This window comes from Ferdinandcohnia sp. Marseille-Q9671 (genome assembly GCF_976954385.1).
In genome coordinates this window covers 401,818-416,119 of the sequence record NZ_CDRJTA010000003.1, presented here as the reverse complement: position 1 = coordinate 416,119, position 14,302 = coordinate 401,818, and the positions used below count along the sequence as shown (strand labels likewise).

11 protein-coding genes are annotated in these 14,302 nt (G+C 37.7%); 3 read left to right on the top strand and 8 right to left on the bottom strand.

All coding sequences use genetic code 11. The features are described from left to right. Positions 1-2 precede the first annotated feature (2 nt). The 5 genes from ACWNMY_RS14625 to ACWNMY_RS14605 form a co-directional block, all read right to left on the bottom strand. A complete protein-coding gene (locus ACWNMY_RS14625; protein ID WP_449539001.1) occupies positions 3-944 on the bottom strand; it encodes a Phenylacetic acid catabolic protein in 942 nt (313 codons plus the stop codon). Between the two features lie 705 nt (positions 945-1,649). Beyond that, entirely contained in the window at positions 1,650-2,615 is a 966-nt protein-coding gene (locus ACWNMY_RS14620) for an MBL fold metallo-hydrolase (RefSeq protein WP_449539000.1), read from the bottom strand. Between the two features lie 25 nt (positions 2,616-2,640). Beyond that, positions 2,641-3,513, bottom strand: coding sequence for a PaaX family transcriptional regulator (locus ACWNMY_RS14615; RefSeq protein WP_449538999.1), 873 nt, complete (start codon positions 3,511-3,513; stop codon positions 2,641-2,643). 176 nt (positions 3,514-3,689) lie between these two features. Then, on the bottom strand, positions 3,690-4,139 hold the full coding sequence (locus tag ACWNMY_RS14610; RefSeq protein WP_449538998.1) for an acyl-CoA thioesterase: 450 nt from the start codon (positions 4,137-4,139) through the stop codon (positions 3,690-3,692). A 128-nt stretch (positions 4,140-4,267) separates the two neighbouring features. Beyond that, the gene (locus ACWNMY_RS14605) at positions 4,268-5,065 is read right to left on the bottom strand and encodes an enoyl-CoA hydratase/isomerase family protein (protein WP_449538997.1); all 798 of its coding nucleotides are present in this window, start codon (positions 5,063-5,065) and stop codon (positions 4,268-4,270) included. Between the two features lie 277 nt (positions 5,066-5,342). Here ACWNMY_RS14605 and ACWNMY_RS14600 point away from each other — a divergent pair, with 277 nt between their 5' ends. Both ACWNMY_RS14600 and ACWNMY_RS14595 read left to right on the top strand, forming a co-directional pair. After that, positions 5,343-6,581: a benzoate/H(+) symporter BenE family transporter gene (locus ACWNMY_RS14600; RefSeq protein ID WP_449538996.1), complete on the top strand. Its 1,239-nt coding sequence runs from the start codon at positions 5,343-5,345 to the stop codon at positions 6,579-6,581. Between the two features lie 98 nt (positions 6,582-6,679). Next, the gene (locus ACWNMY_RS14595) at positions 6,680-6,973 is read left to right on the top strand and encodes a hypothetical protein (protein WP_449538995.1); all 294 of its coding nucleotides are present in this window, start codon (positions 6,680-6,682) and stop codon (positions 6,971-6,973) included. 82 nt (positions 6,974-7,055) lie between these two features. On the opposite strand, the gene ACWNMY_RS14590 is transcribed toward ACWNMY_RS14595, so the two are convergent. Further along, a complete protein-coding gene (locus tag ACWNMY_RS14590) occupies positions 7,056-9,665 on the bottom strand; it encodes an EAL domain-containing protein (RefSeq protein ID WP_449538994.1) in 2,610 nt (869 codons plus the stop codon). 298 nt (positions 9,666-9,963) lie between these two features. Between ACWNMY_RS14590 and ACWNMY_RS14585 the strand changes: the two genes are divergently transcribed. Beyond that, positions 9,964-11,496 (top strand): glycine betaine uptake BCCT transporter, encoded by a 1,533-nt coding sequence (locus tag ACWNMY_RS14585; protein WP_449538993.1) that lies wholly within the window; start codon positions 9,964-9,966, stop codon positions 11,494-11,496. Between the two features lie 187 nt (positions 11,497-11,683). Here ACWNMY_RS14585 and ACWNMY_RS14580 read toward each other — a convergent pair whose 3' ends face one another. Both ACWNMY_RS14580 and rlmD read right to left on the bottom strand, forming a co-directional pair. Further along, positions 11,684-12,652, bottom strand: a complete 969-nt coding sequence (locus ACWNMY_RS14580; RefSeq protein ID WP_449538992.1) for a cation diffusion facilitator family transporter — start codon at positions 12,650-12,652, stop codon at positions 11,684-11,686. 143 nt (positions 12,653-12,795) lie between these two features. Continuing rightward, entirely contained in the window at positions 12,796-14,166 is a 1,371-nt protein-coding gene (gene rlmD / locus ACWNMY_RS14575) for a 23S rRNA (uracil(1939)-C(5))-methyltransferase RlmD (RefSeq protein WP_449539135.1), read from the bottom strand. Positions 14,167-14,302 lie beyond the last annotated feature (136 nt).

Below are 14,302 nucleotides of genomic sequence, written 5' to 3'. Positions count from 1 at the left end.
GTTTACGCCTCCTCCGCTCTCATTTCCTCTAACTCCCAAACACCTTTTTGGATTCTTGAAACAAACTCTTTATTTTGAGGTCCTCTTTGCTTAAAGCGTTCTATCGCTCCTTCCCACGTATCAGGCTGGTCCGTTAACCATTTCCTGCTTTCGGCATCAAATTTACAAGGGAATGGAACATCGATTACATATTTTCCTTGGCTTTCATCATAATGAGCTGGAACCTTCACTCCGATAGATTCACAAAATGGCACTGCAGTTGAAAGCCATTTTTGGCGAAGCTCATCATTACTTCTTCCCTTTAATCGATAATCCAACTGGGCGGAACGGCTCTTAAGGCTGTCTGCAACACCAAAAAATTCAAGCGCCATGAGGAACATCCAATCAACCGCATCCTGTACTTGCTTTGCCGTCTCTGGGTTTTTCATCGCGTTTTTCATAATAATTTCACCGTTTCGCAGATGGAACAATTCTTCTTTATCAACTTTTACAAGTGCTCTCTTCCAAGGTCCATAAGATGTGTGTTCATATGCATCACCCAAAAGCGTATACCCAGAGCGATCAAATAATCCGTTAAAGACTCCTAATTCAACCCAGTTATTTAATTTAAAATCAAATGCATACGGGTTTTTCCAACGATGAGCAGGTCGACTATAGAGCATTTCCTCTACATCCTCCCCTAAGTCTTCAAGCAATCGGTAGGCGATATGTGCGTGCCCTATCTCATCCTGCATAACTGCTAGAGCAGTAATTTTATAGTTTAGGTTAGGCGCTTGATTATAAACTGTTAACAAAGGCGGGACACTTAACAGTTCAGTATCTCCCACAATAGCAAGTGTTTGTTTTAGTGCTTTCAAATACTCGTCATTCATATCCTCCATGCGTTCCACAATAAACCCATTTTGAACTTTATTCAGTAATACCTCAGCCTCTTTTATACTCATACCCGAACACCTCTTTGTATTACGTTTTTTAAACTATCGTTCATATTAAGTAATATAGAATATTTTAAATTGTTTGTCAACATGTTTATAATGTTTTTTAGACGTTAAATGAAAAACCGTAATAAACTAGTTCAATAAGTTTGCTGTGGACGTGAAACAATGGGGTAAACTTCCATAATCCAAAAAGCCGATTAGACTATTTAATGTTTTTTTGAGTTGCTAAATATTCAATTCATATACTAAATTTTCTTTGGTCTGTGAAGGACATTGCGAGTGTTGGATAACTCACTTTGGGACTTCATCGGGGGGATGAAGAGCTTTTCCGACGCGATTCCGATATGTTTTGTCCTTCATTGGGGCTATGAAGGTCTTTTCTGACGTGAACTCGATACGTTCTGGCCTTCATCAAGGCTATGAAGTCCGACGCGATTCCGATACGTTTTGTCCTTCATCAAGGCTATGAAGTCCGACGCGATTCCGATACGTTTTGTCCTTCATCAAGGCTATGAAGAACTTTTCTGGCGTAAACCCTCTCCGTTTGCTACTTCATCAAGTTTATGAATGAGCGTTTGAACATGATTCCACTCTGTTTCGTCCCTTCAATTTTAAAAATCTATTTCTTTCCAAACAAAAAAACCCAAAATTGCTAGTTTACTAACAATCTTGGGTTACTGCTTGCTGACTTACAATAAATATTTTGTGAGGTTATTTTCTAACTTGTACGTAGGTTATAGGATCTTTTTTTTGTTTTGTAATACGGCCCTCTCGCTCTAAATAATTCAAGTGGGCAATCGTTTCCGCTATGGCAAAGCGCCACTGATGTGGGGTTAGATCCTTATGAGCAAATAGAACTCTAGCAATCTGGTAGGCGGTTTTATGAATGGCTAAACTCTCAATATAAGAGAGTCTTTCATCATGATGCTCAAGTATTTCATCAACTCGTTGATTTACATTGAGAACTGGTAAATTGTGAGCTGAATAGATCTTTCGAATAGGGTGCGTCTTTACCTTACGTAAGGAATCGATATACTCATGCAACGGGTGTTGACTAGCCCCTGGCCACACACTAATATTTGGTGTTATTTTTTCAAGAATATGGTCTCCACCAATTAGGATTCCTTCTTCCTTTTGATAAAAACAAACATGACCCGCACTATGCCCAGGAGTATGTATAACAGACCACTGTCTTTCCCCGAACTCAATGGTATCACCGATTGGTTTCATAACAGGTAAAGGGAGTACACTACGGTTCAGGTTCTCCATGTGGTCAATGATTGCATCACTTAAATTCTCCGGAACACCATGCTGCACTACCATTTCTTTTACTCGTTTTGTCTGGAGACTGTTCTCACCAAATACCCTATGTAACATCTCAGCATCAATTTCATGCATGTACAAATCTGCACCTGTTAGCTGCTGCATCCATCCAGCAAGTCCAGAGTGATCAGGATGAAAGTGCGTAAGATAGATAGTATGAATATCTTTAGGAACTATTCCAAGGCTGTCGAATACCTCCTGCCAAGCATCCCTTGCAGCTCGGTAGTTTAATCCCACATCAATCATCACATACCCATCATTTTGCTTAAACAGATAACAATAAACATACTTCATCGGAAATGGAACTGGAATTCCAATACGATAGCCATCAAATTCTATTTTTTCAATATTCATGGCCCACCTCTTTAGGTTGTTAGTTTTAGATATAAATTTCACCAAAAGGATTAATCGCTTTATCACGTTCTATTTGAATGTCTTGGTCAGGTGCTACCTCCAATACTGACTCGAAGTAGCGGATAGATGGTATTGATAAAAGCTGGTGAATATTCCAAAATAGTTCCCGTGCTCTCGTCCCAATCCACCCTTCAGGCAGCAGGTCCCTCGGGAAGCCAGGATCCTGGAAGAGAAATTTTCGATACTCATGAACGAGTACCGTTCGCTCAATAAAACATTCTTCGTCTTTCAAGGTATTATTCAAGGCTTTTTCACGTAGTTCCTCAAACTTCGGAGTGAACTTATCAATAAATGTCTGATACTCTTCCATTACCATGTTAAGATCCCACCCAATATCAATGATACTTTGATTATCATGAGAAACAATGGATGATGATGTAAATAAGAATGCATACTCCTCAATACCATGAACCTTAATCATTTCTTTTACTTGATTCTCAACCGGGTTCGGTGTCACTAGGGTACTGTTAGTGAGAATACCGAATCCTGTCCAAATAAGTTCTTTTCTAATTTTATTTCGAATTTCCCGCTTTTCCTCTGGAAATGAATATGTAAGGATTCTCCACTTGTGATCCCACGTATGGTTTTGAGTGGCATACACTCTGCTAACTCCTTCATCAACACGGCCTTGTGGAGTTGCAGAATAGAAGCTCTTTTTTCCTACTTTTCTAACCTGCAACAAATTGTTTTGAACCATTCGAAACAAAGCTCCTCTTACAGACGATTCGGAAACGCCAAACTGGTTCATTAACTCAATCAAACTACCAACCCAAATTTCTCCTCCATAATATTTAATGTATTCTCCATATAACGTAAACATTAAGGACCTAGGTTTCATCGAAGTCACCACACCTACAAATTATTTTTCTTTACACTCTGTAGCTTCTACACTTGAATTGAACATAGGTACGTTCTCCATGTGATGCCACAGATTTTTTCGAGCAAGTCGAAAACCCTCGGCTCTTAAACCAAGGCTAAGTTGATTAATACCTTTATTATAGAGGATTTTGTAGATTATGCATTAAAAAGTGGCCTTTTTCCGGATTCATTTGTATGAAGATTTTCTTGTAAAATTGATAATACGTCATCTGGTATTGGAACCGCTTTAATTTCTGCTGGGGCTTGTTTTACCCATCCACGAATTTCATACCCGTGTCCTGTCCTCGTTTCTCCTCTAAAAACCTGATGCTTTAGCTTGATAGTTTTTGTTTTAATTTCTTCAACCTTTGTCACAATTGTAATAACATCATCATACAATAATGTTTTTTCAAAACTACATCTTGCATCAAGCATTGGCAGTATAATATTTTTTTCATCTTCCAATTTTGAAGGTGATAATCCGCAACTTCTAAAAAATTGGTGTCCAGCAATATCAAACCATTTAAAATAATTTGGATAGTACACAATCCCCGCCTTGTCTGTATCTCCCCAGTTTACAATGATCTGAATTTCATTTGATCTCAATTAATTTCCCCCATTCCTGTAGTAAAAAGGCTCGGAAAACGCACCGAGCCTTGAAGATCATTTTCACTTTGTCTATGTCTATTTTAAAATAGCGATATCGGAGGTACCGATATCGCCATACTTAAGCTCTACTTACCAGACCAATTTGCTTCACGCTTTTCAATAAACGCACTGAGTCCTTCTTGTGCATCCTGTGAGCGGAATAATAGATTTTGCAGTTCACCTTCATAACGAATTGCTACGTTTAATGGCATTTCTTTACCGTTCATAATAGATAGTTTTATATTTGAAGTAGCATAGGTTGCACTGTTTGCAATCTTCTGGGCATATTCTAATGTTTTCGCTCTCATTTCTTCTTGAGGGTAAACACGATCAACTAGCTTAATATCTAGCGCTTCTTGTGGAGTTAATGTTTCACCGGTAATGTTTAAATCAAGTGCCTTTGAATGTCCAACCTGACGAGCTAGACGTTGTGTACCACCTGTACCTGCTAATACCCCTAAAGATACCTCAGGAAGACCGATTTTTCCTGCTTGGTCGCCCATGAATCGAAGATCACATGCTAAAGCCATTTCTAATCCTCCACCAACAGTGTGACCCTCTAAGCAAGCAATCCAAATTTGCGGTGAACGAGCAATCTTATCCAACGTTTCGTTACAGAATAAGCAGAATTGTGTTTTAAAACGTGGTTCAGCAGATTTAAGGAAGTTAATATTCGCACCCGCTGAGAAGAACTTTGGCATATCACTCATGAGCACAACTACCTTAATATCATTGTCGAAACGAATATCATCAATCGCAGCATTCAATTCCTTGTAGTACTCAAGGTCATACGCATTTGTTTTATTCACATGCATGTGAACCTCAGCAATTCCATCGGCTTTCTTTACTGTTAATGTCTTTGTTCCATGTAGTGTAGTTGTCATTCTTCATTACCTCCTAGAGTTATATATTACGTTTTTAAATCTTTCGTAATTAATTTCAAATATACAGAATCTTATATAAATTATCAAGTCTAGTTACTCTTTATTTTCATGGGAAAATCCATCCTAATCTCCATCATTCTCTTAAAAACTACCTTTTTGGAGGTTTTTTAAACGTCCGTAAAAAATACGTAATAATAAATCAGGAATTGTGTTATTATCTAACTAATAACATATGCTCTAGTAGAAACGTGGAAATCATATTATGTAGGAGGTTTCAATGGGAGGAGATAAGAAGCTTATTGGTTATAGAGATTTTTATGACAATCTCAACATTAATACCATTAGTTCTGGAATCGTGGCTACAATTTTTGGATGTACTGGTCCTGCCCTTATTATTATCGGTGGAGCTACAAGCGGTGGTCTAACTCATGTTCAAACAATCAGCTGGTTATTTGCGGTTTATTTTTTTGGAGGTTTGTTAGGTCTTTTTTTATCCGTAAAATATAAGCAACCAATATCCGGGGCATATTCCATTGCTGGAGCCGTATTGGTTGCTGGTGCTTTGTCACATTTTTCGTTATCAGAAGCAATCGGTGCGTACATGATTGCCAATCTACTTGTGCTCATTCTCGGGGCAACAGGCTTAATAGACAAGGTAATGAATTGGATACCCGTGCCCATTGTTATGGGTATGATTGTAGGAGTGATGATTCGTTTTGCTATTGAGATGATTACATCTGTAGAACTATCTCCTCTATTAGCAGGTTCAGCTATTTTAGTCTATTTGCTATCCTCACGTTTTAATAAGAAAATACCTCCTGTTTTATCAGCCTTGGTGGTCTCTGTTCTTTTAGCTTTGTTAGTCAACGAATTTAGCTTTTCGCATGTTCAGAGCTCTTTTATCGTACCACAACTAGAACTACCTACTTTTGGTATTAATGCCATTATATCTGTATCAATTCCCCTTGCTATCCTCATTATTTGTACTGAGAATGCACAGACGACCGGAATTCTAATGGCAAAGGGATATAAGCCACCAATTAGTTCGATGTCTATATACGGAGCGGTTGCAGGCTTCTTCGCCTCATTTTTTGGGGCGCACGCAATAAACACTGCTGGGCCCATGACTGCTATCTGTGCTTCTGATGAAACAGGGAAACGTGAAGGTCGCTATGCCGCTTCCGCCCTGAATGGAATTTTATTTGCTAGCTTCGGTATCTTCGCTGCATTTGTTGTTCCATTTGTCATTGCAATGCCTAGTGTGATTGTCAGTACTATCGCTGGATTAGCAATGATTGGTGTCCTTTTAAGCTCACTTAAACTTGCATTTTCCAACTCAAAATTTCAGTTGGGTGCCTTTTTTGCATTTATCATCGGAATGTCAGGTGTAAACTTCTTTAACATTGGGGCACCTTTATGGGCTCTTGTTGGAAGCATATTCGTTTCCCTTTTAATTGAAAGTGATGATTTCGACAAAAAACTACAGGTTGATAAAGAACTTAAAACTGAGGCATAGTTCTTATTTTTCACATTTAGGTGGGTGAACAAGATGGATGTGTTATAAGTTGATGGACATACTAACTACATCCAAAAACTTTAAAGGGGTGTATATGTATGAACATTGATGTAACATCAATTTATGACAACATGCCTGATTTTAACAATCATATGGAAGCAAGAGAATGGTTTAAAAGTCAGTTTCAGGACAGGTTCTTTTTACGTTCTCATGACGATAACAATGGAAAAATGACGTATTACTATCACATTGTTAAAGATCCTGAAGTTTACCAAAGATATATGGAGAGTTTTGCTAGCGAGCAAAAGCATGAAATAACTGATATGTCAACTTTCGAGAGCTATACTACCGTTGAAATAACTGACGATGGAGATGTGAGTATCACACTTTAGCTTATAAGGTTACTCTTCGGATATTTGAAAGAGTGGAAGCAAAATAAAAAAGCCCAATTTGGGCTTTTTTAAACGCACTTTTTTACTCTTTTATCATAGGATTCGTCATGTGATTATGGATAAAATCTACCATTTCGTCTTTACTAATGGGCTTACTAAATAAATACCCTTGAATCTCATCACACCCCATATTCACGAGAATCTCACATTCTTCCCAGGTTTCGACACCTTCAGCTACAACATTTAGCTGCAGGCCATGAGCAATATCAAAAATCGATTTTACCATTAGTGCCTTTTTCTCATTTTGATTGATATTTTGAATAAACTGCCTATCGATTTTAATTTCATCAATCGGTAGCTGTAGCAATTGATACAAAGAAGAGTATCCTTTACCGAAGTCATCAATCGAAATTTGGACATCTAAATCCTTAAGACTCCTAATAATATCAGCAACATGTCGCTGATCTTTTATAAATACACTCTCCGTGATTTCTAGCTTAAGATATTTAGGTTCTAATCCTGATTCATCCAGGGCCTTCGTAACCATCGCAATCAAATTGTCCTGCTGAAAATGCTTAGCTGACAAGTTTACGGAAATTGGTACAAACAGAAGACCTTCCTCTTGCCATTTTTTGTTCTGCTTACAAGCCTGTTTCAGCGACCATTCGTCAATTTGTGAAATAAGGCCAATTTCTTCAGCCACCTCAATAAATATGCCTGGAGAAACAGGACCTAAAACCGGATCATTCCAACGAAGTAATGCTTCAATACTTGTAATCTTACCTGCTAATGTCTTGGGCTGATAAAACTGTTCAAAGCCTTCCTTATCTACAGCAGTACGTAATGCGTTTTCAATTATCAACCGTTCTTGAAATTTATACCTCATCGATTCATCAAAGAATTGAACCGTATTGCCTCCCTTTTCTTTCGAAATATACATAGCAATATCTGCGTGCTTCACTAATGTATCAAGGTCTTCACCATCTTCAGGGAACATACTTACTCCAACACTTGCAGTTATATAATGTGCTTGTCCAGCAATCGTAAAATACGTTTGGAACTCTCGAACAATCATTTCTAATGTTTTTGTTATCTCACTATTATTTTTAACTGAATGAACAACAACAAACTCATCTCCACCTAACCGAAAGACCTGCCGATTATCATGTTGTAACTTCTTTAGTTTGTTACCAGTCACCTTTAGGAGCATATCCCCTGCGTCATGGCCGAGAGTATCATTAATTTGCTTGAACTGGTTTAGATCAATAAAGATAATGGCAATCTTATTATCCCTACTATTCCGAATCAGTTCCCGCACATAGGTTTGAAAATAATGTCGATTAGGTAAATATGTTAGACTATCATAAAATGCTAGCTTATGTAGCTTGTCCTCTGATTCCTTCAGTCTGGCTGTTTGCTCACTTAATATTTGATTCATTTCAATGCTTTCTTGGAATTGCTCCATGAGTTTATCAGCCATCTTCTTCAGGTTTTTACTAAGAACACGGAGCTCTGAAATTGTACTCTGTGGCCACTCGATATTTTCTAATGACCGCAGTTTTTGTGGCAATCCTGTTGTTATGATTGTAAGTTGACGTAGATTCTTAGTAAGTAATCGACTAATTGCCATGATAAATAGAATTGCAAAAATGGCTAACAACAGTAAATACTTAAGCTGATCAAGTGATACATTAAAAATTTGTTCTTGATATTGAGATATTGGATAGTGAAGAATAATCCGATAAGAATCTGTATCTCTCTCATAAAAATAAAATCCATCAGCCCATCTAGTCATTGGTTGAACATCTTCTTCAGTAATTGGTAATGCTTCGTAAAGCTTCGGTGTAACCTCCCAAATATCATAGTTTTGCATATCGAATTCAGCTATCGTTGTGGAGGCTACTACCTTATTCGAATGGTCTAAAAGAATAACATGACTCTCTTGATTCTTATTTCTCCATACGATATCTTCAATTTGCTGTAGATTTATGTTCTCTGTATCTCTTTCCAATTTAAGCAGTTCATTTTCAATTCGATTTACCTTCATTTCACCTACTACAACAAGCTCTTTTTTTATAACATCAAACGTATTCAAAGTATTTGTGATAACACTAATAAAAAATGGAACAAGGATTGTTAGAATTGTAATTTGTGATAAAAACTGGTGTATGGAGACATTGTTTTTGTTTACTCTGTTATTTTTCACGAACTTATAAAAAGGAAAATAAGCCAAGAGTATATCTGCCACTAAGACATTAAATAGTCCATTCGCAACACTTTTACAAATTTCAAAAGATAATGCACTATCAGTCAATGAATTTTTATTAAAGAAATATAGTAACGCAATGCCAATTAACAGCCAGAATAAAGCATCTACAAAAAACATTTTTGCTTTTCTACCACGTACGAAAAACGCTCCAACAAAGATAATTTCTACAAACATAATTATTGAAAAATAAGCATCTATCGAATTAGCAGAAGAAAAATAAATGACAATTAGACCTGTTACAAATGCTGTAGTATAACCAAACAGCCGTAGTACTAAAAAGAAGAAAACACTCGCAAAAGTAAATGTAATTCCGTAAATAAGTGACAATTTATAATGTGACGCAAGTAGAACCAATCCTATGAGAGCAATCAATAGGATTATATTGCTGTTCGGTTTTTTTATCATTTGTTTTAATCCTAACATGAGTCTCCCCTAGTCTTATCTATTTCAGATTTAAAACGACAATTTCACTTTAATTAAGTTAATAATATCATAATCTCTACAAATTTTTTGTGAAAATTACTCAGATGAATTTCCATTCCCCTGCTTGAACTAGCTAAGACAACTGTCCCTTTATCTATTACGACAACAACCGATAATACTTTAGGTTTATTGGCAAAAAATGATAATATCTGATAACCTTTAAAGACATAAACTTTTGGGGTAATTGGACAAACTATAATTTACATACAAAAGTTACTATTGAGGAAAGGAATATACGATGAAAAAAATATCAAATGTTTTTTGGATTTCAGTTGCACTTGTTCTCGCAGCTGTAATATTCGGTGTTGCTGCACCACAAAGTTTCGAAGAAGTTACTGGAAATATTCAAGCGTTTATTACCTCAGCCTTTGGTTGGTATTATTTAATCCTTGTCACGCTCATTGTGATTTTCTGTGTTTTTCTCATTTTTAGTCCAGTCGGAGCTATCCGTTTGGGAAAACCAGATGAAAAACCCGAGTACTCGAACGTATCATGGTTTGCCATGTTGTTTAGTGCAGGAATGGGAATTGGACTAGTCTTTTGGGGCGCAGCTGAGCCACTCTCCCATTTTGTGACTCCACCATTAGCGGAAGGTGCCACAAATGCTGCACAAAAAGAAGCAATGCGTTATACCTTTTTCCATTGGGGAATCCATGCCTGGGGAATCTATGCCCTTGTTGCGCTTGCCTTAGCATACTTTAATTTCCGCAAGGGAGAACCTGGTTTAATTTCAGCTACATTAAAGCCTGTTTTGGGAAAAAAGGCAATGGAAGGAAAGCTAGGAACACTTGTTGATGTGCTAGCAGTATTTGCAACGGTGGTTGGAGTTGCAACAACATTGGGATTTGGTGCTGCACAGATTAATGGAGGGTTATCCTATTTGCTAGGTGTACCAAATAATTTCTTCGTTCAATTTATCATCATTGCTATCGTTACCGTCTTGTTCATGATTTCTGCATGGTCTGGATTAAGTAAAGGGATTAAGTATTTAAGTAATGCAAACATGATTTTAGCATTAGCACTATTACTATTAATGTTCATTGCAGGTCCAACGGTTCTAATATTAGATATGTTCACAGATACGTTAGGTGGATACATACAAAATATTGTACAAATGAGCTTCCGAATTGCTCCGCTCAATGAGGAACATCGATCCTGGATAAACGGTTGGACGATATTTTATTGGGCTTGGTGGATTTCTTGGTCACCATTTGTCGGTATTTTTATTGCGCGTGTTTCTAGAGGAAGAACGATTCGCCAATTTATTATTGGAGTCTTACTCCTCCCAGCTCTGGTAAGTTTTATCTGGTTCTCCGTATTCGGGACTTCTGCAATCGAGGTGCAAAAAGAGGGAATTGTTGACCTTTCACAATTCGCTACTGAAGAGGTGCTTTTCGCTATCTTTAATGAATCATCTCTAGCCATTATTTTATCAATCGTGGCTATCGTACTTGTAAGTACGTTCTTTATTACTTCGGCTGACTCTGCAACATTTGTATTAGGAATGCAAACAACATATGGGTCACTCACACCATCTAATCAGGTAAAACTAACATGGGGCATATTACAATCTACAGTTGCCTTAATTTTATTATATAGTGGTGGTCTACAAGCATTACAGAATGCTCTCATTGCGGCAGCTTTTCCGTTTTCGATTATAATGGTCCTGATGATGATATCTCTGTACCGTTCACTATCAAAAGAGAAGAAAGAACTTGGTTTATATTTGAAACCAAAACCACGTAAAAAAACAGTTCCACCCACACAGTAATTTGCAGATGAGAAAAGCGCAAGGCTCACAGATGCTACAAGCATAAGACAAGCATGTTTGCCGATTGTCTTAGACCAGAGAACCGATCGCGCCTAGAGCTAACCGAAAACTACGGGAAAACTCTATACTTTCTTATCAAATAACAAAGATGCCTGAGCTTCTGCTAAGCTCAGGCATCTTATTTTTCTTACTCAGTAGCAAGCCCCTGACTCCATGTCTTCACTCCATCATCCTCAACAAATTCGATAATAACATCGGTAACCCCTTGTAGTTCTTGAATCCTTGATTCAATCCGTTCCTTTATTCGGAATGCTTCATTAACTGTTAAATTGGGATCAATTTCAAGTTTCATTTCAATATGATAGTCTTCTCCTTCTTTCATCGCAAACAATGTTTGGATATCTTTAATCTCAGGGTTTGTAAATATTAACGCAGCAATTTTATTTTCTAATTCTTCATCTGCTTCACCGAGAACACCTTTGGCATTATCTAGGAACACTCTGCCTACGACGTAAAACATCATTAGACCAATAATGATGGAAGCTATTCCTTCAGCAGCATGTAAACCTCCATAATAGGAAAGTAGGATCCCAACAATCGCGATGCCTCCGCCAAGAGTGGCCACCAAGTCTTCCATAAATACGAGCTTTGTTGCAGGTGTAGCTCTATTCAGACTGCCAAAGCTTTTTCCAACAATTGAAAATCCCTTCGCTTCTACATTTGCTTCGTGTAGCACTTCCTTCATCGCTTTAAAAAGAACGTACAACTCTAATATCACCGCTAAACTCAACACAGAAATATTGATTGCAATCCCGGTGGATTCTGTTGGATGAAGTATGTGATGATACCCTTCTTTAATTGTTTCGTAACTCATGATTCCAACAATGATAACTGCACCAAGTAAAACTAAGTTTACAAGTCGGCCGAAGCCGTTCGGATAGCGTTCATTTGGCATTTTCTTACTTAAAGCACTTCCAATAAATACGAAGAACTGATTGGCTGCATCTCCTAAAGAGTGCATAGTTTCCGCAAACATTGCTACATTACCAGTTATAAAAAAGGCAATCCCTTTGATAATGGCAATAATGGTATTTACAATTGAAGCTATCAAAGATGACTTGTTTCCATTTTTGAGTAACCCTTGCTTTTTTGACATAGAGACCTCCAGTACATTCATTCCCTTTTTAACATAGTATTTATTACTTTTGCTAAATTATGAGGTGAAATGAAGGAATATGTATAGTTGCGCTTTAGTGTATTAAAAAAAGTGCCTTCCCCCATTTTTCTGGGGGAAAACACTTAGTTTTCGTTTCTCACTAGTAAAGCAACTGCTTCCACGTGAACTGTATGTGGAAAAAGATCGACTGGCTGTACAACTTTTAGTGTATATCCAAAAGGCTCTAACTCCTTTATATCTGATGCAAATGTTTCAGGGTTACACGAAACATAGACAATTCTTTCCGGTTGAGAGCGACCAATTCTTCTCATCACTTTTCCGCCAGCCCCGGAACGAGGTGGGTCAAGCAATAGCAGTTCCGGTCTTCCAAAGCTCTCCAACACTTCATCAATCCCTTTTCTTGCGTCTTTTGCTAAAAAGTACGTGTTGGCTAAGCCATTGTCTTTTGCATTTCGTTTTGCAGATTCAATTGAACTTTCTACAATTTCTATACCCGCAAGCTTTTCTACACGGCTTGCAAATGGAAGAGAAAACGTACCTACACCACAGAAAAGGTCAATCATTTTCTCTGTTTTTTTAGGCTCTCCCATTTCAATTGCAAAATCAACTAGTTTCTGTGCTTGTGTAGGGTTTGTTTGGAAGAATGTATCAAACCAGACACGGAATCGGTATCCATCCATCTCATCATAGATAAAGTCACGCCCCGCAAGTAAATGTGTTTTCTCAGATTGCGTTCTGTCTGCCCAGTCTGTATTCTCAAGCCACATTAAGCTTTTAACCTCTGGAAACTTGTCACCGATTCGGTTCACCAAATCCTCAGCAGCCTCTTTAAGATGTGCCTCAGGTGCTTCAGTTGCAAATAGCGCAAGCATAATTTCGCCTGTTACAAATGATTGTCTTACCATAAGGTGACGAAGAAGCCCCTCATGCTTATCCTTGTTATACCCAGAGAGTTGATGTTCTTTTGCCCAGCGTGCAACTTCCATTGCGCCTTCGACCATTTTTTCACCAGCAATTAAACATGTTTCAAGTGAGATGACTTTTCGGAAATTCCCTTGTTCATGCAATCCTAGTAAGCCATCTGGAGAAAACGTAAATTCCATTTTATTTCGATAATGCCAAGGATTATCCATTCCTACGGTATCAAGTACAAGATTAGGGTTATATCCTTGATTTTCAACCATACGTTTTACATAATCTGTTTTGTATTGTAGCTGTCCACTGTAATCCCAGTGTTGCCACACACATCCTCCACATTTTTCAAAATGAGGGCATGGTGGTGCGAGTCTTTGTTCATGACCTACAAGAATTTCTTCTGGTGTTGTTTTTCGTCTTTTTCGATCCGGTTGGTCAACTGTTACACGTACTTGCTCCCCAACTAGGGTTTGTGGAATCGTGAGTTTGAGTTTCTTTTTATTTCCGAGTTCATTCTCACGCCACACAACGGCCTGTCCTGATCCCTTTTCATCTAAACGCTTTATCTCTGCAATCATTGTTTCAGGTTTTGTTACTGTCAAATCTTGTTCCTCCTCATAAAAACTACTATCTATATAATGTTTTAGATAATCATTGTTTTCTCATTTGCTTTAAGATCTTCTGTTATTGAAAGTAGTTATACCATCAAAATAC